Origin of the sequence: Cellulosimicrobium cellulans (genome assembly GCF_024124905.1) — a bacterium.
Classification (GTDB): domain Bacteria; phylum Actinomycetota; class Actinomycetes; order Actinomycetales; family Cellulomonadaceae; genus Cellulosimicrobium; species Cellulosimicrobium cellulans_G.
Genome location: NZ_JAMXST010000001.1, coordinates 698,965 through 718,812, shown reverse-complemented (window position 1 = coordinate 718,812; position 19,848 = coordinate 698,965). Strand labels below are relative to the sequence as shown.

The 19,848-nt window shown below is 75.4% G+C and carries 22 protein-coding genes; 11 read left to right on the top strand and 11 right to left on the bottom strand.

The genetic code is table 11. The annotated features are described in order from the left end of the window. The first annotated feature begins 83 nt into the window (after window positions 1-83). Complete coding sequence (locus NHH00_RS03320; RefSeq protein WP_374614025.1) at window positions 84-446, top strand: oxidoreductase; 363 nt, start codon at window positions 84-86, stop codon at window positions 444-446. A 95-nt stretch (window positions 447-541) separates the two neighbouring features. Here the strand turns inward: NHH00_RS03320 and NHH00_RS03315 are convergent, their stop codons facing one another. Then, window positions 542-2,047 (bottom strand): leucyl aminopeptidase, encoded by a 1,506-nt coding sequence (locus NHH00_RS03315; protein WP_253050115.1) that lies wholly within the window; start codon window positions 2,045-2,047, stop codon window positions 542-544. A 103-nt stretch (window positions 2,048-2,150) separates the two neighbouring features. Between NHH00_RS03315 and NHH00_RS03310 the strand changes: the two genes are divergently transcribed. Genes NHH00_RS03310 through NHH00_RS03295 form a run of 4 tightly spaced genes read left to right on the top strand, consistent with a single transcriptional unit; the run spans window position 2,151 to window position 4,339 of the window. Further along, entirely contained in the window at window positions 2,151-2,507 is a 357-nt protein-coding gene (locus NHH00_RS03310) for a hypothetical protein (RefSeq protein ID WP_253050112.1), read from the top strand. Between the two features lie 16 nt (window positions 2,508-2,523). Beyond that, window positions 2,524-3,024 carry a hypothetical protein gene (locus tag NHH00_RS03305; RefSeq protein WP_253050109.1) on the top strand — a complete coding sequence of 167 codons (501 nt, stop codon included), beginning with the start codon at window positions 2,524-2,526 and terminating at the stop codon, window positions 3,022-3,024. Continuing rightward, window positions 3,021-4,133: a quinone-dependent dihydroorotate dehydrogenase gene (locus NHH00_RS03300; RefSeq protein WP_253050106.1), complete on the top strand. Its 1,113-nt coding sequence runs from the start codon at window positions 3,021-3,023 to the stop codon at window positions 4,131-4,133. Before NHH00_RS03305 ends, NHH00_RS03300 begins: the two co-directional genes overlap by 4 nt. Next, window positions 4,130-4,339, top strand: a complete 210-nt coding sequence (locus tag NHH00_RS03295) for a hypothetical protein (protein WP_253050103.1) — start codon at window positions 4,130-4,132, stop codon at window positions 4,337-4,339. The genes NHH00_RS03300 and NHH00_RS03295 overlap by 4 nt, the downstream gene beginning before the upstream one ends. A 36-nt stretch (window positions 4,340-4,375) precedes the next feature. Here the strand turns inward: NHH00_RS03295 and yczR are convergent, their stop codons facing one another. Continuing rightward, window positions 4,376-5,887, bottom strand: coding sequence for a MocR-like transcription factor YczR (gene yczR / locus NHH00_RS03290; protein ID WP_253050100.1), 1,512 nt, complete (start codon window positions 5,885-5,887; stop codon window positions 4,376-4,378). Between the two features lie 62 nt (window positions 5,888-5,949). Between yczR and yczE the strand changes: the two genes are divergently transcribed. Then, window positions 5,950-6,663, top strand: a complete 714-nt coding sequence (yczE, locus tag NHH00_RS03285; RefSeq protein WP_253050097.1) for a membrane protein YczE — start codon at window positions 5,950-5,952, stop codon at window positions 6,661-6,663. A 62-nt stretch (window positions 6,664-6,725) separates the two neighbouring features. Here yczE and NHH00_RS03280 read toward each other — a convergent pair whose 3' ends face one another. Together NHH00_RS03280 and NHH00_RS03275 are read right to left on the bottom strand one after the other, a co-directional pair. Further along, window positions 6,726-7,739, bottom strand: coding sequence for an aldo/keto reductase family protein (locus NHH00_RS03280; RefSeq protein WP_253050093.1), 1,014 nt, complete (start codon window positions 7,737-7,739; stop codon window positions 6,726-6,728). Window positions 7,740-7,785: 46 nt separating this feature from the next. Beyond that, window positions 7,786-8,379 carry a DUF3043 domain-containing protein gene (locus tag NHH00_RS03275; protein WP_253050090.1) on the bottom strand — a complete coding sequence of 198 codons (594 nt, stop codon included), beginning with the start codon at window positions 8,377-8,379 and terminating at the stop codon, window positions 7,786-7,788. Between the two features lie 127 nt (window positions 8,380-8,506). Here NHH00_RS03275 and NHH00_RS03270 point away from each other — a divergent pair, with 127 nt between their 5' ends. The 3 genes from NHH00_RS03270 (at window position 8,507) to NHH00_RS03260 (ending at window position 12,168) form a co-directional block, all read left to right on the top strand. Next, complete coding sequence (locus NHH00_RS03270; RefSeq protein WP_253050087.1) at window positions 8,507-9,964, top strand: MFS transporter; 1,458 nt, start codon at window positions 8,507-8,509, stop codon at window positions 9,962-9,964. Between the two features lie 24 nt (window positions 9,965-9,988). Further along, on the top strand, window positions 9,989-10,672 hold the full coding sequence (locus tag NHH00_RS03265; protein ID WP_253050084.1) for a TetR/AcrR family transcriptional regulator: 684 nt from the start codon (window positions 9,989-9,991) through the stop codon (window positions 10,670-10,672). A 74-nt stretch (window positions 10,673-10,746) separates the two neighbouring features. Then, the gene (locus NHH00_RS03260) at window positions 10,747-12,168 is read left to right on the top strand and encodes a dipeptidase (protein ID WP_308202253.1); all 1,422 of its coding nucleotides are present in this window, start codon (window positions 10,747-10,749) and stop codon (window positions 12,166-12,168) included. Between the two features lie 40 nt (window positions 12,169-12,208). Here NHH00_RS03260 and NHH00_RS03255 read toward each other — a convergent pair whose 3' ends face one another. The 4 genes from NHH00_RS03255 to nadA form a co-directional block, all read right to left on the bottom strand. Further along, a complete protein-coding gene (locus NHH00_RS03255) occupies window positions 12,209-13,033 on the bottom strand; it encodes a hypothetical protein (RefSeq protein WP_253050081.1) in 825 nt (274 codons plus the stop codon). Window positions 13,034-13,081: 48 nt separating this feature from the next. Further along, window positions 13,082-13,612: an acyl-CoA thioesterase gene (locus NHH00_RS03250; RefSeq protein WP_253050078.1), complete on the bottom strand. Its 531-nt coding sequence runs from the start codon at window positions 13,610-13,612 to the stop codon at window positions 13,082-13,084. A gap of 163 nt (window positions 13,613-13,775) precedes the next feature. Beyond that, a complete protein-coding gene (locus tag NHH00_RS03245; RefSeq protein ID WP_253050075.1) occupies window positions 13,776-14,375 on the bottom strand; it encodes a DJ-1/PfpI family protein in 600 nt (199 codons plus the stop codon). 52 nt (window positions 14,376-14,427) lie between these two features. Then, window positions 14,428-15,636, bottom strand: a complete 1,209-nt coding sequence (nadA, locus tag NHH00_RS03240) for a quinolinate synthase NadA (RefSeq protein ID WP_253050752.1) — start codon at window positions 15,634-15,636, stop codon at window positions 14,428-14,430. A 114-nt stretch (window positions 15,637-15,750) separates the two neighbouring features. On the opposite strand from nadA, the gene NHH00_RS03235 reads away from it, so the two are divergent. Beyond that, window positions 15,751-16,968, top strand: a complete 1,218-nt coding sequence (locus tag NHH00_RS03235; protein WP_253050072.1) for a glycerate kinase — start codon at window positions 15,751-15,753, stop codon at window positions 16,966-16,968. Window positions 16,969-16,980: 12 nt separating this feature from the next. Here NHH00_RS03235 and NHH00_RS03230 read toward each other — a convergent pair whose 3' ends face one another. Beyond that, a complete protein-coding gene (locus NHH00_RS03230) occupies window positions 16,981-17,409 on the bottom strand; it encodes a VOC family protein (RefSeq protein WP_253050069.1) in 429 nt (142 codons plus the stop codon). Between the two features lie 190 nt (window positions 17,410-17,599). On the opposite strand from NHH00_RS03230, the gene erpA reads away from it, so the two are divergent. Continuing rightward, window positions 17,600-17,950, top strand: coding sequence for an iron-sulfur cluster insertion protein ErpA (gene erpA / locus NHH00_RS03225; protein ID WP_047234275.1), 351 nt, complete (start codon window positions 17,600-17,602; stop codon window positions 17,948-17,950). 104 nt (window positions 17,951-18,054) lie between these two features. Here erpA and NHH00_RS03220 read toward each other — a convergent pair whose 3' ends face one another. Together NHH00_RS03220 and NHH00_RS03215 are read right to left on the bottom strand one after the other, a co-directional pair. After that, the gene (locus NHH00_RS03220; protein ID WP_253050066.1) at window positions 18,055-18,288 is read right to left on the bottom strand and encodes a sulfurtransferase TusA family protein; all 234 of its coding nucleotides are present in this window, start codon (window positions 18,286-18,288) and stop codon (window positions 18,055-18,057) included. A 17-nt stretch (window positions 18,289-18,305) separates the two neighbouring features. Beyond that, a complete protein-coding gene (locus NHH00_RS03215) occupies window positions 18,306-19,451 on the bottom strand; it encodes a cysteine desulfurase family protein (protein WP_253050063.1) in 1,146 nt (381 codons plus the stop codon). Between the last annotated feature and the right edge of the window lie 397 nt (window positions 19,452-19,848).

The following is a 19,848-nucleotide window of genomic DNA, read 5'->3' as shown; positions in this document are numbered from 1 at the left end:
CAATCGAAACCAGGGCCTCGCGGCTGTGACGCTGCAGACAGCGGGGCCACCGTATGACCAGGGTCACGCTGTACCCTGCCGCTGTGCCCCGGCTGCCCAAGCTGTCCAGCCTGTTCTCCCGCCGCCCCGCGACGACCTCGTCGCCGGGCGGCGCCGCCGCCGCGCCGTCGGACGCCCGCCGCGCGACGCTCGCCCACCTCCAGGACTTCGTGCGCACGCGCGTCGGGGTCGAGGCGTACGTCGAGCCGCCCACGCAGGACACGGGGGCGACGCTGCTGCTCATCGCGACGACGGGCGAGTGGACGCGCCGGCGCGTCCCGGACGAGAAGACGGCGTTCGACGTCGCCGGCTCGCTGGGCGTGCCCGTCTACAACGTGCGCTTCACCGGCTACCCGCAGCGCATGCGCGACTGGAACTCCCGCCAGCGCCGTCGCCGCACCTCCTGACACCGCCCGACCCGGCGATCTTCCGGCGCAAGCAGGTGGTCCTGGTTCGTCCGGGCGACGGGACCGACCAGGACCACCTGCTCGACGAGACCGGGTCAGCGGCGGGCGCGGCCCTCGACGAGGCCGAGCAGGGTGCGGACGGCGACGCCTGTGCCTCCGACCGGGGTGTAGCCGTGGGCCGAGCCCTCGTTGAACGCGGGGCCGGCGATGTCGAGGTGCGCCCACGGCGTCTCGCCGACGAACTCCTGCAGGAACAGGCCCGCGACGAGCATGCCGCCGAACCGGTCGCCGATGTTCGCGAGGTCGGCGACCTTCGACTTCAAGGACGCTCCCAGCTCCTCGGGCAGCGGCATCGGCCAGAACTGCTCGCCCGCGGCGTCGGCCGCCGCGACGACCTCGGCGCGCACGTCGTCGGCGCCCATGACCGCGGAGACGCGGTTGCCGAGCGCGACCATCTGGGCGCCGGTGAGCGTCGCGACGTCGAGCACGACGTCGGGCTTCTCCTCGACGGCGGCGACCAGGCCGTCGGCCATGACGAGGCGGCCCTCGGCGTCGGTGTTGAGCACCTCGACGGTCTTGCCGCCACGGATCGTGATGACGTCGGACGGACGCTGCGCCGTGCCCGACGGCATGTTCTCCGCGAGGCACAGCCAGCCCGTCACGGCCACGGGCAGCCCGAGGCGCGCGGCGGCGACGACGGTCTGCAGCACGGCGGCGGCGCCGGCCATGTCGGACTTCATCGCCTCCATGCCCTTGGCGGGCTTGATCGAGATGCCGCCCGAGTCGAACGTGATGCCCTTGCCCACGAGCGCGACCTTCGCGGCGGGGCGCGACGGCGCGTAGGCGACCTTGACGAGGCGCGGGCCGCGCGCCGAGCCCTGTCCGACGCCGACGAGGCCGCCGTACCCGCCCGCGACGAGCGCCTTGTCGTCGAGCACCGTGACCTTGAGCCCCTTGGCGCCCGAGTCCTTGACGGCCTGCTTCGCGACGTCGGCGAACGCGGCGGGGAAGAGGTCGTTGGGCGCGGCGTTGACGAGGTCGCGCGTCGCGTTCACGGCCGCCGCGACGACCTTGGCCCGCTCGACGGCGGCCTTGGCCGCGGAGCTGCGCGTGCTCCCGGCGAGGACCTCGACGGTCGCCGGCGGGCGGTTCGCGGCCGACGACGCGGCCTCGCCCGTGCGGTAGCGCGCGAACGCGTAGGCACCGAGCAGCGCTCCCTCGGCGACGGCGCCGAGCTCGGCCTCGTCCTCGACGGGGAGCGCGACCGCGACCGACGTCGTCCCGGCGAGCGCGCGCAGCGCGGCACCGGCGGCGCGGCGCAGCGCCTCGGCGCTGAAGGTGCCGTCGGCGCGCCGTGCGCCGAGGCCCACGAGCACGAGCACGTCGGCCTTGAGCTCGGGCCCGGCGGGCACCTTGCGGACCTCGTCGGCGGCGCCCGTGATGCCGAGCGCGGGTGCGAGGTCCTCGAGGGCGGCGACCACCGGACGGGGCAGGTCGCCCCCGACGATCGCGACGCCGTCGGACGTCGTGTGGGTGCCGACGACGAGCGCGTCGACCTTGGCACCGGCGGGATTCTTGCTGGAGACGGTCAGTTCAGCCACCCCGCGATGCTATCCCCGGCGACGGCGCCCCTGCCCCCGTGAGGTCGGCGGGGCCTGTGGACCGATTCCGTGGCCGCGGGCCGCCCCCGGTACGCTCGGCCGCGTGGTCCTTCCCCTCCTGCTGCTCGTGGTCGCGGCGTGCGTCGCGCTCGCCGGCTGGGCTCTCGTGTTCGTCGTGCGCGACCGCGCGGTGATCCTGCGCCAGCTCTGGGGTGCGGCCGTGATCGAGGGGCTGATCCTCGTGCAGGCGGTCGTGGTGGGCGTGCTCGGCGCCACCGGGACCGCGCCGAGCGACCCCGTGCTGCTGTGGGGCTACCTCGTGACCACCCTCTTCATCCTGCCCGTCGCCGCCCTGTGGGCCTTCGCGGAGCGCTCGCGCTGGAGCTCCGTCGTGCTCGCGGTCGCCGCGCTCACCGTCGCGTTCCTCGAGTGGCGCCTGTGGCAGATCTGGAACGCCTGACCTGGAGGTCCTCGCCATGAGCGCACCCGCCGCCCCGGACGGGACGCCGCACCCGCGTCGCACGAACGCCGGCTTCGGCCGGGTCCTCGTCGCCGTGTACGGGATCTTCGCGCTCGCGGCCTCGGCCCGGGCCGCCGTGCAGCTCCTGCGCGACTGGCACGAGGCGCCGCTCGCGTACGCGCTGTCGGGGCTCGCGGCGGCCGTGTACGTCGTCGCGACGATCGCGCTCGCGCGGGGCGGCCAGGTCGCGCGGCGCGTCGCGTGGGTCGCGGTGGGCGTCGAGCTCGTCGGGGTGCTCGCCGTCGGCGCCTTCTCGCTCGCCGACCCCGAGGCGTTCCCCCGCGCCACCGTCTGGTCCGGCTTCGGGCAGGGCTACGGCTACGTGCCCCTCGTCCTGCCCTTCGTCGGCCTGTGGTGGCTCTGGCGCACCCGCCCCGGCGGGACGTCGGCGACCGTCGCCACCCCGAGCGCCACCAGCACCCGCACCGACACCGACACCCCGGAGGACGCCGCATGACCCGCCGCCGCCCGCTCCTCTACGGACTGCTCTTCGACACCGTCTTCCGCCGCATGGACCCGGAGCGCGCGCACCACGTCGCGTTCGACCTGATCGGCGCCGTCGGCCGCGTGCCGGTGCTGCGCGACGTCGTGCAGGGGGCGCTCGCGCCCTACCTGGGCCGCGCGGCCGGGGGCCGGGGCAGCGTCGAGGTCCTGGGCAGGGTCTTCCCCGCGCCCTTCGGCCTCGCGGGCGGGTTCGACAAGGACGCGCGCGCCGTGCGCGGCCTGACCATGCTCGGTTTCGCGTTCGTCGAGATCGGTACGGTCACCGCGCACGCGCAGCCCGGCAACGAGAAGCCGCGGCTGTGGCGCGAGCTCGACGTGTCGGGCGTGCGCAACCGCATGGGGTTCAACAACGAGGGTGCCGCGGCGGCCGCCCGGCGCCTCGCCGCGCTGCGCTCGACCCGCGCGGGCCGGGCCGTGCTCGTGGGCGCGAACATCGGCAAGACCAAGGTCACGCCCGCGTCCGAGGCCGCGGGGGACTACGCGACGAGCGCGAGCCTCCTCGCGCCGTACGCCGACTACCTCGTCGTCAACGTGTCCTCACCCAACACCCCGGGCCTGCGCGACCTCCAGGAGGTCGCGTCGCTGCGCCCGATCCTCGTGGCGGTCCGCGAGGCCGCGGACGCCGCGACCACGGACGCGGGAGCCGCCCGCGTGCCGCTGCTCGTCAAGATCGCGCCCGACCTCGCGGACGAGGACGTGGACGCGGTCGCCGACCTCGTCGACGAGCTCGACCTCGACGGCGTCGTCGCCGTCAACACGACGATCGGGCACGACCGGGGGCCCGGCGGACTGTCCGGACCGCCGGTGCGCGCCCGGGGCCTCGCCGTGGTCGCGCGCCTGCGCGAGCGCCTCGGCCCGCGTCGCGCCATCATCGGCGTCGGGGGCATCACGACCGCGCACGACGCCCGTGACTACCTGCACGCGGGCGCCGACCTCGTCCAGGGGTACACCGGGTTCCTCTACCAGGGCCCGCTCTGGGCGGCGCGCATCAACCGGTCGCTCGTGCGCCACCCGGAGCCGGGCGAGCACGTGCGCGGCGCCGAGGCGAGGGAGGCACGATGATCCGGCCGCAGTGGGTCTGGGAGCTCGACGACGCCGAGGGGAGCGTCCTCGCCACGCCCGTGAGCCCCGTCTTCACGACGCAGTACGACGCGGAGCAGTGGCTCGGCGAGACCTGGCGGGCCCTCGCGGCCGAGGGCGCCGTGGTCGCGCGTCTCCTGCACGACGGGACCCAGGCGACCGCGCCCGTGGAGCTCCGCTCGCGCTGACCGCGGTTGCCCGCTCGCGGACGGCCCAGGGCGTGGTCAGCCGGCCACGCGCGCCCACGCCGCGGCGAGCCGGGGCACCGCCCGCTCCAGCTCCTCGGGCGGTCGCGAGAACGTGAGGCGCAGCCGGTCCGCGGCGCTGCCGTCGGGGGTGAACGTCGGGCCGGCGTTGACCAGGACGCCCTCCGCGGCGGCCGCGGCGGCGAACGCCTGGGCGACGGGCGCGCCGACGTCGACCCACAGGGACAGCCCGCCCTCCGGCACGTGCACGCGCCAGTCGGGGAGCGCCGCGCCCAGCAGCCCGCACAGCAGGTCGCGCTGCGCGCGCAGCGTCCTGCGGCGCTCGGCGAGCACGCTGCCCGCGTCGTCGAGCAGCTCGACGACGGCGAGCTGCTCGAGCACCGCGGTCGCGATGTCGGCGGACTGCCGGGTGCGCGCGAGCCGCGCGACGAGGTCGGGGTGCGCGCGGACCCACCCGACGCGCAGCCCGCCCCAGAACGACTTGGACGCCGACCCGACGGTGACGACGTACGGCGAGGCCCCGTCCCCGGCGAGCGGCTCGGCGACGGGGCCGACGGCGTCCGGGTCGCCGTCGAGGTCGAGGTCCGTGAGGGTCTCGTCCCCGACGACGGTCACGCGGTGGCGCGCGGCGGCCTCGCGCACCCCGGCCCGCTCCTCGGGGGTGAGCGTGTACGCGGTGGGGTTGTGGAAGTCCGGTACGAGGTACACCAGCCGCGGCGAGACCTGGCGCAGCGTCGAGCCGAAGAGGTCGACGTCGAACCCGGGCGCGTCCTGCTCGCGACTGGGGTGCGACCCCCGGTCGCCGCGCCCCACGGGGACCGGGACGAGCCGCGCCCCGGCGCGGCGCAGCGCCTCCATCGCGTGGTAGTAGGTGGGCGACTGCACGACGGCGCGGTCGCCGCCGCCGAGGAGCGTGCCCGCGAGCGTGGTGATCGCGTGCTGGGCGCCGGTCGTGACGAGGACCTCGTCGGGCGTCGTCGCCGTGCCGCGCCGGGTGTGGTGGTCGGCGATCGCCTCGCGCAGGACGCCGACGCCGTACGGCTCGTACCCGCCGCCGGACAGGTACTCGGGGAGGCGTTCGAGCGCGCGCGAGTACGCGCCGTGCAGCCCGCTCGGGGCGGCGGAGGTCGCCTGGGAGAGGTCGGCGAGGTCGATCGGTGCGACGTGCGGGGCCGGTGCGGGCGGGGCGTCGCCCCCGCGGGCACGGGGCGCGGTCCGGGGCCGGGTCGCGCGGGGGAGCACGACGACGGTCCCCGACCCCGTCCGGGAGCGCGCGAAGCCCAGCTCGCGCAGCCGCCCGTACGCGGCCGCCGTGGTGGTGCGGGAGACGCCGAGCGCGACGGCGAGGTCGCGCTCGGACGGGAGCCGCGTGTGCGGGGCGAGCGTGCCGGCGAGGACGGCGGCGCGCAGCGCGTCGGCCAGCGCGGTGTACGCGGGGCCGCCCGCGTGCCACCGTCCCAGCAGCCGCGCCGCGGCGGCGGGGGAGAGGTGCCGGTGGACGTCGACGGACCCGGGCGGCGCGAGGCTCATGGGGCCACTCTCTCGCGATTGGCTATGGATGTCGATGCCACTTGGTCGTCAGGATGGCTCGCATGAGCCCCACCCGTCGTGCCGTCCAGCTCCTCCTCGGCCTCCTCGCCTACGCGCTGTCCATGGCGATGCTGCTCCACGCGGGCCAGGGCGGGATGCCGTGGGACGTCCTGCACCAGGGCGTCGTGCTGCGCACCGGGCTGCCGTTCGGCGTCGTCGTCGGGTCGCTCAGCGTGCTCGCGCTGCTCGCGTGGATCCCGCTGCGGCAGCGCCCGGGGATCGGGACGATCGCGAACGTCGTCGTCATCACCCTGACCATCGACCCGGCGATCGCGCTCGTGACCCGCCTCGTGCCCGACCCCGGCGTCGTCGCGAGCGTCGCGCTCGCCGTCGGCGGGATCGTGCTCAACGGGCTCGCGACCTCGGCGTACCTCGGGGTGCGCCTCGGGCCCGGCCCGCGCGACGGGCTCATGACCGGCCTCGTCGCGCGCACCGGGTGGTCGGTGCGCCTCGTGCGCACGCTCATCGAGGTCGTCGTCGTGTCGCTGGGCTGGGTGCTCGGCGGCACGCTGGGCTGGGCGACGGTCGCCTACGCGCTGGGCGTGGGGCCGATCGTCCAGCTCACGGCGCGCTGGTTCGCCCCGCGGGGGCTCGCGGACCCGCGCCCCGCCCGGGTGCGTCGTCGGGCGCACGCCGAGTCGGAGCCGCGGGAGCCCGTCGCCGCGACCACAGGCCTCCGGCCGGGCGAGGGAGGCATGCCCGAGCCCGGCCGGTGAGGAGACGACGACGGCCCCGGCGGAACGCCGCCGGGGCCGTCGTCGCACGCGGTGTGCCGGAGTCAGGCGACGCGCGTCTGCGGTGCGTTCTCGGCGGTCTTGCCCGGGTCGCGCTCGACGACGTCCCCGAGGACGTCGTCGATGCGCGCCAGGAGCTCGGCCGGGATCGTCACCCCCGACGCCTTGACGTTCTCGGCGACCTGCTCGGGCCGCGACGCACCCACGAGGGCCGCCGCGACGTTGTCGTTCTGCAGGACCCACGCGATGGCGAGCTGCGGCATGGTGAGCCCCAGCTCGTCCGCGACCGGCTTGAGGCCCTGCACGCGCGTGAGGACGTCGTCGGTCATGAACTGCGAGATCCCACCGCGGCCCGCCTTCTCGTCGGCCGCGCGCGACCCGGCCGGTGCCGCCTGGCCGGGCAGGTACTTGCCGGACAGCACGCCCTGGGCCATCGGGGACCAGACGATCTGCGACACGCCCAGCTCGCGCGAGGTCGGCACGACCTCGTCCTCGATGACGCGCCACAGCATCGAGTACTGGGGCTGGGAGGAGATGAGCTGGAAGCCGAGCTCCTTCGCGAGCGCGGCGCCGGCGCGGATCTGGTCGGCGGTCCACTCGGAGACGCCGATGTACAGGGCCTTGCCCTGCCGGACGATGTCGGCGAACGCCTGCATCGTCTCCTCGAGCGGCGTCTCGGTGTCGTACCGGTGAGCCTGGTAGAGGTCCACGTAGTCGGTGCCGAGCCGCTGGAGGGAGCCGTTGATCGACTCCATGACATGCTTGCGGGACAGGCCCGTGTCGTTGGGGCCGCCGGGGCCGGTCGGCCAGTAGACCTTCGTGAAGATCTCGAGCGACTCGCGCCGCTGTCCCTTGAGCGCGTCGCCGAGGACCTGCTCGGCCTTCGTGTTCGCGTAGACGTCCGCGGTGTCGAACGTCGAGATGCCGGCGTCGAGCGCCGCGTGGACGCACGCCGTCGCGACGTCGTTCTCGACCTGGGAGCCGTGGGTGAGCCAGTTGCCGTAGGTGATCTCGGAGATCTTGAGACCCGAGTTGCCGAGGTAGCGGTAGGTGGGCATGGGCTCAACCTAACCGCCGGACGGTTGCCTCAGGAACCGCTCCGGCTCACTCCGGGAAGACGCCGTGCTTCTTGTGCGTCGGCTTGGGCAGGCGCGCCCGGCGCAGCTGGAAGGCCCGCATGACGGCGTACATCGTCGTGCCCTTGGGGATCTCGCCGAACTTCGCGAGCAGGCGCTTGCGCAGGCGACGCCACATGATGAAGCCGTCCACGACGGTCAGCAGCACGATGACGTAGAGCGTCATCACCGTGAGGAACGCCAGGTCCTGGTTCTGCGCGGTGAGGAACGAGAAGACGATGAACACCAGCGCGACGGGCAGGAAGAACTCGCCGAGGTTCCAGCGCGCGTCGACGTACTCACGCACGTAGCGCTTGACCGGGCCCTTGTCGCGCGGCGGCAGGTAGCGCTCGTCGCCCGTCTGCATCGCCTGGTACTGGCGGTCGCGCATCTCGCGCTGCTTCTCCCGCGCGGACTTCGCGGCGGCGCGACGGTCGTTCGGCACCAGGGGGCGCTTGTTCGCGGCCTCGGAGACCTTGCGCTTGGGCGTCGGGCGGCCCTTGCCGGCCCGCTCGATCTCGGCCGCCTGCTCGACAGGGTCGGGGGCGGCGGGGGTCGCGGCGGACTTGTTGCGGGAGAACACCCCTCCAGCGTAGTCGAGCCGGACGAGTGCTCGGCGTCGTCGATCCCTCCTCCGGTAGGGGTGGTCAGGAGCAGCATCCGCCAGTAGCGTTACAAGGCGATACGTAATGTTGCCGGAGGAGAGAGCCATGAGCCGCACGACCGAAGCCACCGTGACGACGACCGTCCGGGCAGGACCCCAGGAGTGGGCGGGGCTGGTCCTGCTCGTGCTCCCGATGCTCATGGTCGCGACCGACCTCACCGTGCTGTTCTTCGCGCTGCCCTCGATCATCGTGGACCTGGACGCCTCGGCCACGCAGGCGCTGTGGATCTCCCACGTCTACGGCTTCCTCATCGGCGGGACGCTCGTCACCGCCGGGCGGCTCGCGGACCGCGTCGGCGCACGTCGGCTTCTGCTCGTCGGGGCGACCGCGTTCGCCGCCCTGTCCGTGCTCGCCGCGACCGCGTCGAGCGCGGAGACGCTGATCCTCGCCCGGGCACTGCTCGGCGTCGCGGGCTCGACCCTCATGCCCGCGCTCTTCTCCCTCCTGCGCCAGATGTTCCGTGCCGATGCGCAGCGGCGCCTCGCGATCGCGATCCTCTTCAGCGCCTTCTCGGTCGGCGCCGCGATCGGGCCGGTCCTGGGCGGTGCACTCCTCGAGCGGTTCTGGTGGGGTTCCGTCTTCCTCGTCAACGTGCCGCCCATGCTCGCGCTCGTGCTCCTCGGACCGTGGCTCCTACCGAGGCCACGCGGGACGAACGACGCGGGGCGGCTCGACCTGACGAGCGTCGCACTGTCCGTCGTGGGGATGCTCGCCGTCGTCTTCGGTCTCCAGGAGCTCGCGGCCGGTCCCTCCGGAGGCACGACGGCGGTGCGTGACGCCGCCGTGATGGTCGCCGGAGCGCTGCTGCTCGGGCTCTTCGCCCGACGCCAGCGACGGCTCCCCGACCCGTTGCTCGACCTGCGCCTCGTCACGGCGCGGCGGCCGGCCGCCGCCCTCGGCACGCTGCTGCTGACCGGGATCGGCGTCGTCGGGGTGTACTACCTGTTCACCCAGCACCTGCAGCGCGCGGCCGGTCTGGACCCGCTCGAGGCGGGCCTGTGGACGTTGCCGTACGTCGCGGTGAACATCCTCGGCGCGCTGCTCGCTCCTGGTCTCGCCTCCCGGTTCCGCCCCGAGGTGGTCGTCGCCGTCAGCCTGGTCGTGATCGTCGCGGGGGCCGTGCTGACCGTGGTCGTCGGGTGGGCGGGGGCACCCGTGCCGGCGCTCGCGGGGTCGGTCGCGGTGCTCGGCCTCGGGCACGGTGCCGCGGCGGCGCTCGTGAGTGACCTCGTCATCTCGTCGGCGCCACCCGAGCAGACGGGTTCCGCCGCCGCGACGCAGGAGGTGTCCGCCGAGCTCGGTACGGCGCTCGGCATCGCGGCGGCCGGGGTCCTGTCCGTCGTCGTGCACCGCTCGGCGCTCCGTGACGGCGCGGCCCTCGCGGAGGACGGCGGCGCGCCCGCCCAGGGGCTCCCGGCCTACGCGGTCGTCGCGGCGCTGCTCGTGGGTCTCGCGGCGACGTTCGTGCTCCGGGTCCTCGTGCGCCCGGACCGTCGCGGCTGACGGTCCGCGGATACGATCACGACCATGTCCAGCGCTTCCGGCATCCCGACCCCGGGCGGTGGTGGCCGGCCGCGTGACCGCCAGATCGACCGCGCGGTGCTCGACGCGGCGTCCGCGCTCCTGGACTCCGGGGGCTACGCGCAGCTGACGCTCGAGAAGGTGGCACGCCGTGCCGGGACCACGCGGCCCGCGATCTACCGCCGCTGGGCGGGGCGCGCGCCGTTGGCCCTCGCCGCGATCGCGGCCCGGCTGAGCGTCCCCGAGGCGCCGGACACCGGATGCACCCTGTGCGACCTCGGCGAGAGCCTCGGAGTGTTCCTGGGCGCGTACCGCGCGACCAGGCCGGACGTCCTCGCTGCGCTGTACGCGGAGTGCGCGCCCGACCCGGCGCTGCGCGAGCGCTACCTCGCCGTGGTCGTCGAGCCGTCGCGGCGGGCCGTCGCCGCGACCCTCGCCCACGCGGCGACGCGTGGCGACCTGCGCGAGGACGTCGACCAGGACCAGGTCGTGGACCTGTTCGCGTCGCTCGTCCAGTACCGCGCGCTGTTCGGCGACACGCACCTGAGCGACACGGAGGCCGAGAGCGCGATCGAGCTCGTCCTCCGTGGCCTCGCCGTCGACTACGACGCGCTCCTCGCGCGCAGCGCGGCGCTCGAGCTCGAGCACCGGGGCGGGCCGGACGCGCCGCACGTCCACCTCCCGGGCTGACTCGACCCGCGAGGGAAGAGTCTCGGGGATGCGGCAGAGCTCACCGCACGTCCGGTTGTCGTACCGTGCTCGTCGTGACGAACTCACCTGAACCCACCGTCCCCGCGCCCGGCACCGCGACCGACCCCGAGCTCGCGACCACGCTCAGCGAGACCGTCGCGCGCCTCTTCCCCGCGCTGCGTGCGGACCTCGAGTCCCTCGTGCGCGTGCCGAGCGTGTCGAACGCCGCGTTCGACCAGGCGCACGTCGCGGCGAGCGCCGATGCCGTGGCGGCGCTGCTGCGCGACGCCGGTCTGCCCGAGGTGCAGGTGCTGCGCGCTCGGGCCGCCGACGGCACGGAGGGCGCGCCGGCCGTCGTCGCGCGCCGCCCTGCGCCCGACGGCGCCCCGACCGTCCTCCTGTACGCGCACCACGACGTGCAGCCCCCGGGCGACGCCGCGACCTGGGAGTCCGACCCGTTCGAGCCGACCGAGCGCGACGGGCGCCTGTACGGGCGCGGTGCGGCGGACGACAAGGCGGGGGTCGTGGCGCACCTGGGTGCGCTGCGCGCGCTCACGGAGGTCGGTGACCTGCCTGTCGGCGTGACGGTCTTCGTCGAGGGCGAGGAGGAGATCGGCTCGCCGACGTTCCTGCCGTTCCTCACGCAGTACCGCGACCTGCTCGCGGCGGACGTCATCGTCGTCGCGGACTCGTCGAACTGGAAGGTCGGCGTCCCCGCGCTCACGACGTCGCTGCGCGGCCTCGTCGACTGCGAGGTCGAGGTCGCCGTGCTCGACCACGCGGTGCACTCGGGCATGTTCGGCGGTCCCGTGCTCGACGCGGTGACGCTGCTCGCGCGGCTGATCACCACCCTGCACGACGACGCGGGCAACGTGGCCGTGCCCGGGCTCGTCACGGCGGACGAGCCGACCGTGGACTACGCCGAGGCCGACTTCCGCGCCGACTCCTCGCTGCTCGACGGGACCGTCCTCGCAGGCGAGGGCAGCATCGCGGGCCGGCTGTGGACCAAGCCGGCGATCGCCGTGATCGGGCTCGACGCGCCGAGCGTCGCGCACGCGTCGAACACCCTCACGCCCCGCGCGACCGCGAAGCTCTCGATGCGGCTCGCGCCGGGTCAGGACCCGGCGGCCGCGATGGCGGCGCTGCGTACCCACCTGGAGGGGAACGCTCCGCTCGGCGCGCGCGTCACGGTCCGCGACGGCGAGCAGGGCAAGCCGTTCCTCGCCCCGGGTGACTCCGAGGCGATGCGGGCCGCGCGGTGGGCGTTCACGACGTCGTGGGGCGCCGACCCGGTCGACATCGGCGTGGGCGGGTCGATCCCCTTCATCGCCGACCTGCTCGAGGTGTTCCCCGACGCGGCGATCCTCGTGACGGGCGTCGAGGACCCGGACTCGCGCGCGCACGGCGCGAACGAGTCGGTGCACCTCGGCGAGCTGGAGAAGGTGGTGCTCGCCGAGGCGCTCCTGCTCGCCCGGCTCGGCGGCGCGGTCGCCTGACCCGGGGACCGTCCGTCCGTGCGCGGCGGCGCTCGACCGGTCAGCCGGGGAGCGCCGCCCGCAGGTCGGCGGCCTCGGCGAGGGCGTGCTCGACGACGGTGCGCACGTCAGGGGAGAGGGCGGCCGCCAGCGCGTCGAGGTCGTCGAGGTGCGTGCGGGCAGCGTCGGGATCGTCCGCGCGGACGGCGAGCTCGGCGAGGTAGGCGAGGGCGCGCACGCGGTCGGCGACGTCGGCGTCGTCCCCGGCACGCCGCAGCGCGCCCGCGAGGATCTTGCGCGCCTGGACGGGGTCGCCGTGCGAGTCCGCCTGCACGACGGCGTCGTCCAGGGCCCGGGCGAGCCGTCCCTCGGGCCGCGCGGCGTACGCGTCGACGGCGGACGCCCCGGCCGCGTCCGTGGTCGGCGCCGCCGCGGCGGGAGGGCGGCGCATCACGCGGACCCAGTTGCCGGCGGGGTCCACGAGGCTGAATCCCGTCGTGCCGCCCGCGTTCGCGCGCCGTCGGGGTCGGGTGATCCGCGGGAACCCGGTGAGCGGCAGGCGCCCGTAGCGGGCGCGCAGCCCCGCGGCGAACGCCTCGAAGACGGGCGCCGTGTCCTCCACGACGACGATGCACGTGCTGTAGCTGTCCTGCGGCTCGATCCCGTCGAGCCCGAAGTAGTGGATGTCCACGCCGCCGCGCCGCACCGCGAGGTACGGGTTCGGCCGGAGCTGGCGGTACGTCACGTCGAAGCCGAGCGCGGTCCAGAAGTCGCGCAGCTCGTCGATGTCCCGGCAGGGAAGGGCCGGGACCATGGTCGCGTCGAACGGGTCGGTGGCGGGGTGGTCCGGGTGCGGGTCGGGGTCAGGGGCTCGGTCGGCGGTCACCGTGCCATCGAAGCACCCGACCCCCGCGCGGGACCAGGGTGCCGGTCGTCAGCCGCGGTGCGCGACGTCGACCGCCCGGGACCACCGGTCGACGTCGTCCGGGAGCTCGGGAGAGGTGACGTCGCCGCCGAGGAGCCCGACGACGTCGGGGGCGGCGATCCGGTCGCCCGACCCGCGCGCCAGGAACCGGCCCGCGACGAGGCCGCGCGCGCACAGGTCGGCGCCGCGCGTGAACACCTGCTCGAGGTAGACGACGCGCTCGTCCCACCCGAGGACGCGCGTCGTGATCTCGAAGCGGTCCCACAGCTGGAGGGAGCGGCGGTACTTCATGGTCGACGCCGCGACGACGGGGTACCAGCCCTTGTCCCTGAGCAGGGGGAACCCGCCGAGGTCGGCGATGAAGTTGCTGCGCGCGACGTCCATCATCTGCAGATACGTCCCGTTGTTGACGTGCAGGTAGAAGTCGAGGTCGCCGGGGTGCACGCGCATGCGGGTGACGGACGGCTCGAGGACGCCCCGGCCCTGCACGGCCTTGCGCGGCAGCGTGCTGGCGACGAGGAGCTGGATCTGGCGGGTCACCCGGGCAGGCTACTACCTCGCACGGGCGGTATCAGGTACCTTCGGCCGGCGAGCGGGGCGTGGAGGTCTCGGCCCGCCACGGCGCCTCGTGCCCGTCCGCGCGGCGAGCCGGGCGGTCGTCGCCGGAGCCCGACTCCGTCGGCGTCAGGGGGACGCGGCCGCCTCAGACCGGCGGGTCGGGGTCGTACTGGATCCCGCGGCGCACGGCGCGCGCGACGTCGTCGCTCTCCAGGCGCGCGACGAGGTGCAGGGCCATGTCGATCCCCGCGGACACGCCCGCGGACGTGACGACGTCGCCGTCGTCCACGAAACGCGCCTCGGTGTCCAGCACGACGCTCGGGTCGATCTCCGCGAGCTCGTCGTAGTGCGCCCAGTGCGTCGTCGCGGGCCGCCCCGCGAGCAGCCCCGCCGCGGCGAGCACGAGCGACCCCGTGCACACGCTCGCGATGACGGGGGTCTGGGCGCGCATCGCGCGCAGCCACTCGAGGTGCACGCGGTCCGCGAGCAGCGAGCGCGTCCCCCAACCGCCCGGGTAGACGAGCAGGTGGAGCGGGCCGACGTCGTCCGCCGAGCGGTCGGGGAGCAGCCGCAGCCCCTTCGCGAGCCGCACGCCGCCGCCGTCCCACGAGAACGTGGACACGTGCGGCTTGAGCGCCGAGTGCTCGGCCCACGCGGACAGCACCTCGAACGGCCCGGCGACGTCGAGCTCCTCCGCCTCGTCGAACACGAAGATGCCGACGTTCATGCCGTTCCCGGTGCTCATGCCATACCTCCGCGTGCCCCCGGCTGCTCGAGGGACCTCGGCTCCCGTCGGGCTAGATGCCCGGCAGGGCGAGCATCTGGTCGAGCGCGACGCGCGCCCAGTGCGCGTCGTCCGCGTCCACGACGATCCGGTTCACGACGCGGCCCGCGACGAGCGACTCCATGGCCCACACGAGGTGGGGCAGGTCGATCCGGTTCATCGTCGAGCAGAAGCACACCGTCGAGTCCAGGTAGTGCACCTGCTTGTCCGGGTGGGCGCGCGCGACGCGGCGCACCAGGTTGAGCTCGGTCCCGATCGCCCACGACGAGCCCGGCTCGGCGGCGTCGAGCATCGCGATGATGTACTCCGTCGACCCGACGAAGTCCGCCGCCGTGACGACCTCGTGCTTGCACTCGGGGTGCACCAGGACGTTGACGTCCGGCACCGCGGCGCGCACGTCGCTCACGTTCTTCGCCGAGAACCGGCCGTGGACCGAGCAGTGCCCGCGCCACAGGATCATGCGCGCGTCGCGCAGCTCGGCGTCCGTGAGGCCGCCGTTCGGCTTGCGCGGGTCGAACACGACGCAGTCGTCGAGCGACATCGCGAGCTTCAGCACCGCCGTGTTGCGACCGAGGTGCTGGTCCGGCAGGAACAGCACCTTGCCCGTGCCGTCCACGCCACCCACCTGGTCGAACGCCCAGCGCAGCGCGACCTCCGCGTTCGACGAGGTGCACACGGTGCCGCCGTGGCGACCCGTGAACGCCTTGATCGCCGCCGAGGAGTTCATGTACGTCACGGGGACCGTGGAGTCGGCGATGCCGACCTCCTCGAGCACGTCCCACGCGTCCTCGACCTGGTCGATCGCCGCCATGTCCGCCATCGAGCAGCCGGCCGCGAGGTCCGGCAGCACGACCTGCTGCGCGTCGGACGTGAGGATGTCCGCGCTCTCCGCCATGAAGTGCACGCCGCAGAAGAGGATGAACTCCGCCTCGGGCCGCGCCGCGGCCTCGCGCGCGAGCTTGAACGAGTCGCCCGTCACGTCGGCGAAGTCGATGACCTCGTCGCGCTGGTAGTGGTGACCGAGCACGAACGCCCGCTCGCCCAGCGCGGCGCGGGCGGCCCGGGCGCGCTCCACGAGGTCCGGGTCGCTCGGCGCGGGCAGCTCGCCCACGCACTCGACCCCGCGCTCGGACGCGAGGTCGCGGCCCTGGCCCAGCAGGAGCAGGGCGGAAGGACTGGGTTCGGCGAACCCGCCCTGGCGCGAGGTGTTCGGCCCGTCCACGGACGACAGCAAGGTGCTACCAGTGCTCACGGCACCATCGTCGCACAGCGCCGCCGCGGCCGAGCGGGCGTCCCGCGGGGACCGGACGGGCGTGCGCCCTGGCACAATCCGGGCATGCGCGTGCTGCTCACCGGGTCCGCCGTCCCACCCGTGCCCGACGGCGCGTGGCCGGCCGCGGCGGCCGCGTCGCCACCCGTCCCGGCAGGGCCCTCGCTCGACGACGTCGCGGGCTGGTGGGCGCCGCACGCCCAGGTCGAGACCGTGCCGCTCGCAGCGTCGGGGCCCGCGTTCCTCGACGCGGTCGCGCCCGTCGCGCCCGAGGTGCTCGCCGGGGCGGTCCCGAGGCCGGACGGGGACGACGTCCCGGTCGCGGTCCGCCGTCGGACGCCGGGCGGCGACGGCACGGGCACGCGCCGGACCGTCTACGTCGACGCCTCCCAGGTGCCCGCCACCGGCGCCGGCGAGGCGCTCGACGGCGACGCGGGAGCGGTGACCGTGCCCGCGCGGTCCTCGACCGCCGTCGGCCACCTCCTGGCGCTCGCGGCCGACGCCGCACGCGGACCCGACGGGGCGCCCGGGCGGGTCGTCCTCGCCACCGGCGGGAGCACGAGCCACGACGCCGGGCGCGGGGCGCTCCTGGCGCTCGCGGGGGCGGCGTCGCTCGCCGGCGACCCGGGGACCGCGGTCCCGACCGACGTCGTGCGCGCCGCGCGGGCGGCGCTCGGGGGCGCCGACCTCGTGGCGGCCGTCGCGTCCGACGTCCCGCTGCTCGGCCTGCACGGGGCGAGCGCGGTGCTCGACGCCCGCGGCGTGGACCCCGCGGTGGCCCAGCACCTCGAGCGCGCGCTCGGCGCCGTCGCGCACGGCGTGGCGTCCGCCGTCGACCACGCGGCGGAGACCGGGGGAGCGGGCCGTGCGCTCGCGGGCCGGGACCTCCTCGCCGCGGCGACGGCAGGCCGTCGCCTGGCCGGACTGCCCGGGGCCGGGAGCGGGGGCGGGCTCGCCTACGCGGTCGCGGCGCTGGGCGGTCGGCTCGTGCCCGGGCTGCGCGTCGTCGCCGACGACCTGGGCCTGGACGCGCGCCTGGCGGGTGCGGAGGCCGTCGTCGTGCTCGCGGACGAGCTCGGCGCCCACGAGCTGGGGGACGGGACGGTGCGCGAGGTCGCGGTCCGCGCCGCGCACCACGCGCTCCCCGTCGTCGTGGTGGCGCGCGCGGTCGTCGCGGGGCGGCGCGAGCAGGCCGCCGCGGGGCTCAGCGGCGCGTACGCGTGGGGCGACGGCGACCCGCGCGCGCTCGTGGAGCGCGTCGCGCGCACCTGGTCGCGCGGCTGACGGCGGGGCGCCTCAGCCGAGGTCGACGGTCCCGTCCGCGCGGACGGACCAGGCCGGGTTGTGCGCGACCTCCCACACCAGTCCGTTGGGGTCCGCGACGTGAGCGTGGAAGACGCCGCCGAACTCGCCCTCCTGCGGCGCCTTGCGGACGGTCCCGCCCGCGTCGACCATCGCCTGCACGAGCTCGACGACCGCGGCCCGGGAACCGACGTTGTGCGACAGCGTGAGGCCCGTCGTGGTCGGCGTGGCGCCCGGGGTTCCGGCGTCGCGCGCGAAGGCCGACTCCTCGAAGAAGCCGAGGAGCTGGCCCGCCGCCGAGCGGTAGAAGACGATCTCGCCCGGCACGTCGAGCTGCGCGGTCCAGCCGAGCGCGCCGTAGAAGGCCCGCGCGGCGTCCAGGTCGCGCGTCGCGACCGTCACGAAGTGCAACGACTGGTCCATGCGTCTCCCGTCGGGGGCCGCGCCACCGGTGCGGCGCGGGCTCCGTTCGACCGTACGCCGTCGCGTGGTCGTAGACTCGGGAACACGACCGGCACGAGTGGTGTTGAGGACCTGACGGGATCTCTCTCGAGAGGTCCGTAGAAGCCGGCCACCACCGGGGCAGCACTGCCCCCGACAGCGCGGAGACGAGATGAGCGAGACCACCGACATTGCCACGCACGGCGTCAACCTGACCGACGGGGCCGCGGACAAGGTCCGCACCCTCCTCGAGCAGGAGGGTCGCGACGACCTGCGCCTGCGCGTCGCGGTGCAGCCCGGCGGCTGCTCCGGCCTGATCTACCAGCTCTACTTCGACGAGCGCGTGCTCGACGGCGACGCGCTGCGCGACTACGACGGCGTCGAGGTCGTGGTCGACAAGATGAGCGTCCCGTACCTCGAGGGCGCGACGATCGACTTCGCGGACACGATCGAGAAGCAGGGCTTCACGATCGACAACCCCAACGCGGGCAGCGCCTGCGCCTGCGGCGGCTCCTTCAGCTGACCCGCCCGGCGTGCCCCGCACGCCGCACCGGACCGCACGAGCCCGGCCACCCGCACCGCGGGTGGCCGGGCTCGCGTCGTCCCGGCGGCGAGCCCGGCGAGACGTCAGGCGCCGAGCTCGACCGTGATCGCCCAGGCGCCCTCGTCCTGGTCGTCGCGCGCGAGCGGCTCGTCGCCGACGACCGTGTGCCCGCGCATCCGTGCCCAGGCCGGGACGTCGAGGCGCGCGGCCGGATCGGTCGACCACACCGTCAGGCGCGTGCCCGGGTCCCGGTCGCGCGCCGCCGCGGCGAGCCGGATCACCGGCAGCGGGCAGCGCAGACCGCGTGCGTCGACCACGTCGGGAGCGTCGCCCGTCACAGGCCCTGCACCCCCAGCGTCGCGCGCACGCGCGCGACCGCCCCGGGCAGCGCGTCGAGCAGCCGGTCGACGTCCGCCGCGCTCGTCGACCGGTCGAGCGCGATGCGCACGTTCCCGTGCGTGAGCACGCCCATCGCGGCCAGGACGTGCGACGGCTCGAGGGAGCTCGACGTGCACGCGGACCCCGACCCGACGGCGACACCCTCGCGGTCGAGGTCGGTGAGCAGGGCCTCGCCGTCCACGTAGAGGAACGAGAACGTCGCCACGTGCGGCAGGCGGTCGGCCGGGTCGCCGACCACCTCGACGTCGGGGATCTCGGCGACGCGCGCCCGGACCCGGTCGACGAGCGCACGGCGGCGCGCGTCCTCGGCCTCCCGGTCCGCCAGCACCGCCTGGAGCGCGACGGCGGCCGCGAACGCCGCGGGCACGGACACCCCTCCGGGTGCCCACGGGTCGGGGTCCTCCGGGAACGCGCTGCGCCGTCGGACGCGGGAGCGGACCGCGAGCACCCCGACCCCGGGACCTCCGCCCCAGTCGGCGGGGTCGGCGGCGAGAGCGTCCCACGACGCGGGGACCTCGTCGTGGCCGACGCTCGCCCCCGCGTCGACGAGGAGCGGGACCCCGGCCGCGCGCGCGGCGTCGTGCACCGCCACGACGGGCTGGCGCGTGCCCACCTCGCCGTTGGCGAGCTGGAGCGCGGCGAGCGCGACCCCCGGGCGCGCGACGGCGTCGGACATCGCGGCCGCGTCGACCCGGCCGGTGCGGTCCACGTCGACGACCTCGCGCTCGAGCCCGCCGTGCTCGGCGGCGTGCAGCACGGCGGCACGCTCGACGGCGCCGACGACGACCCGTCGGCCGACGCGTGCGCGTGCGCCGGACAGGGCGGCGACGCCGGTGTGCAACGACGCCGTGTGGGAGGGCGTGAAGTGCACCTCCTCCGTCCGCACGCCGAGCGCGGCACCGACGGCCTCGCGTGCGCCGTCGAGCAGCGCGGCGGCACGACGACCCTCCGCGTGCAGGCGGCGGGGGTCGGCCCAGCCGTCGTCGAGCGCACGGTCGAAGGCCTCGCGCGCGAGGGGGTGCCAGGGCGCGCGCCCGCCGTTGTCGAGCCGGGCCCGGCGGACGGGGGTGGTGTGTGTCACATGGCCTCCTGGGCGCTGGCGGTCGGGCCGCGTGGGCGCGGCGCGGGCGGGCGAGCCGGTCGACCGCGCCGGGGTGGCGCGTCGCGGGTCTCCCGCGGGGCGCCGGATCGTTGCGCTCGCGCGGACCGCGACGGGGCGTCGGCGCGAGCCCGGACGCTCCACCGGCACGGTACCGCCCTGCCGGGCGGAGCGTCGGTGTGGCAAGGATCTGACAGACCTGGCGCGGGTGTGGTGAACCCGCCCTGACCGGCGGCGACGTGTGCCGCATCTCGCCCGTCCAGCGCGCGTTCCGGGGCACGAAGGGCGGAATCCCGCGCTAGGCTTCGTGTGTCGAGGACGAAGGTCCTGTGCTGGGCTCGTAAAGACGGGTTCGGGCAGGACGTGACGTGAAAGGCCC

Coding starts and splice junctions, on each gene's coding strand:
- NHH00_RS03305 (WP_253050109.1), top strand. CDS start 2,524: ATGAGCGCACCCGCCGCCCCGGACGGGACGCCGCACCCGCGTCGCACG.
- NHH00_RS03300 (WP_253050106.1), top strand. CDS start 3,021: ATGACCCGCCGCCGCCCGCTCCTCTACGGACTGCTCTTCGACACCGTC.
- NHH00_RS03295 (WP_253050103.1), top strand. CDS start 4,130: ATGATCCGGCCGCAGTGGGTCTGGGAGCTCGACGACGCCGAGGGGAGC.
- yczR (WP_253050100.1), bottom strand. CDS start 5,887: ATGAGCCTCGCGCCGCCCGGGTCCGTCGACGTCCACCGGCACCTCTCC.
- yczE (WP_253050097.1), top strand. CDS start 5,950: ATGAGCCCCACCCGTCGTGCCGTCCAGCTCCTCCTCGGCCTCCTCGCC.
- NHH00_RS03280 (WP_253050093.1), bottom strand. CDS start 7,739: ATGCCCACCTACCGCTACCTCGGCAACTCGGGTCTCAAGATCTCCGAG.
- NHH00_RS03270 (WP_253050087.1), top strand. CDS start 8,507: ATGAGCCGCACGACCGAAGCCACCGTGACGACGACCGTCCGGGCAGGA.
- NHH00_RS03265 (WP_253050084.1), top strand. CDS start 9,989: ATGTCCAGCGCTTCCGGCATCCCGACCCCGGGCGGTGGTGGCCGGCCG.
- NHH00_RS03245 (WP_253050075.1), bottom strand. CDS start 14,375: ATGAGCACCGGGAACGGCATGAACGTCGGCATCTTCGTGTTCGACGAG.
- NHH00_RS03235 (WP_253050072.1), top strand. CDS start 15,751: ATGCGCGTGCTGCTCACCGGGTCCGCCGTCCCACCCGTGCCCGACGGC.
- NHH00_RS03230 (WP_253050069.1), bottom strand. CDS start 17,409: ATGGACCAGTCGTTGCACTTCGTGACGGTCGCGACGCGCGACCTGGAC.
- erpA (WP_047234275.1), top strand. CDS start 17,600: ATGAGCGAGACCACCGACATTGCCACGCACGGCGTCAACCTGACCGAC.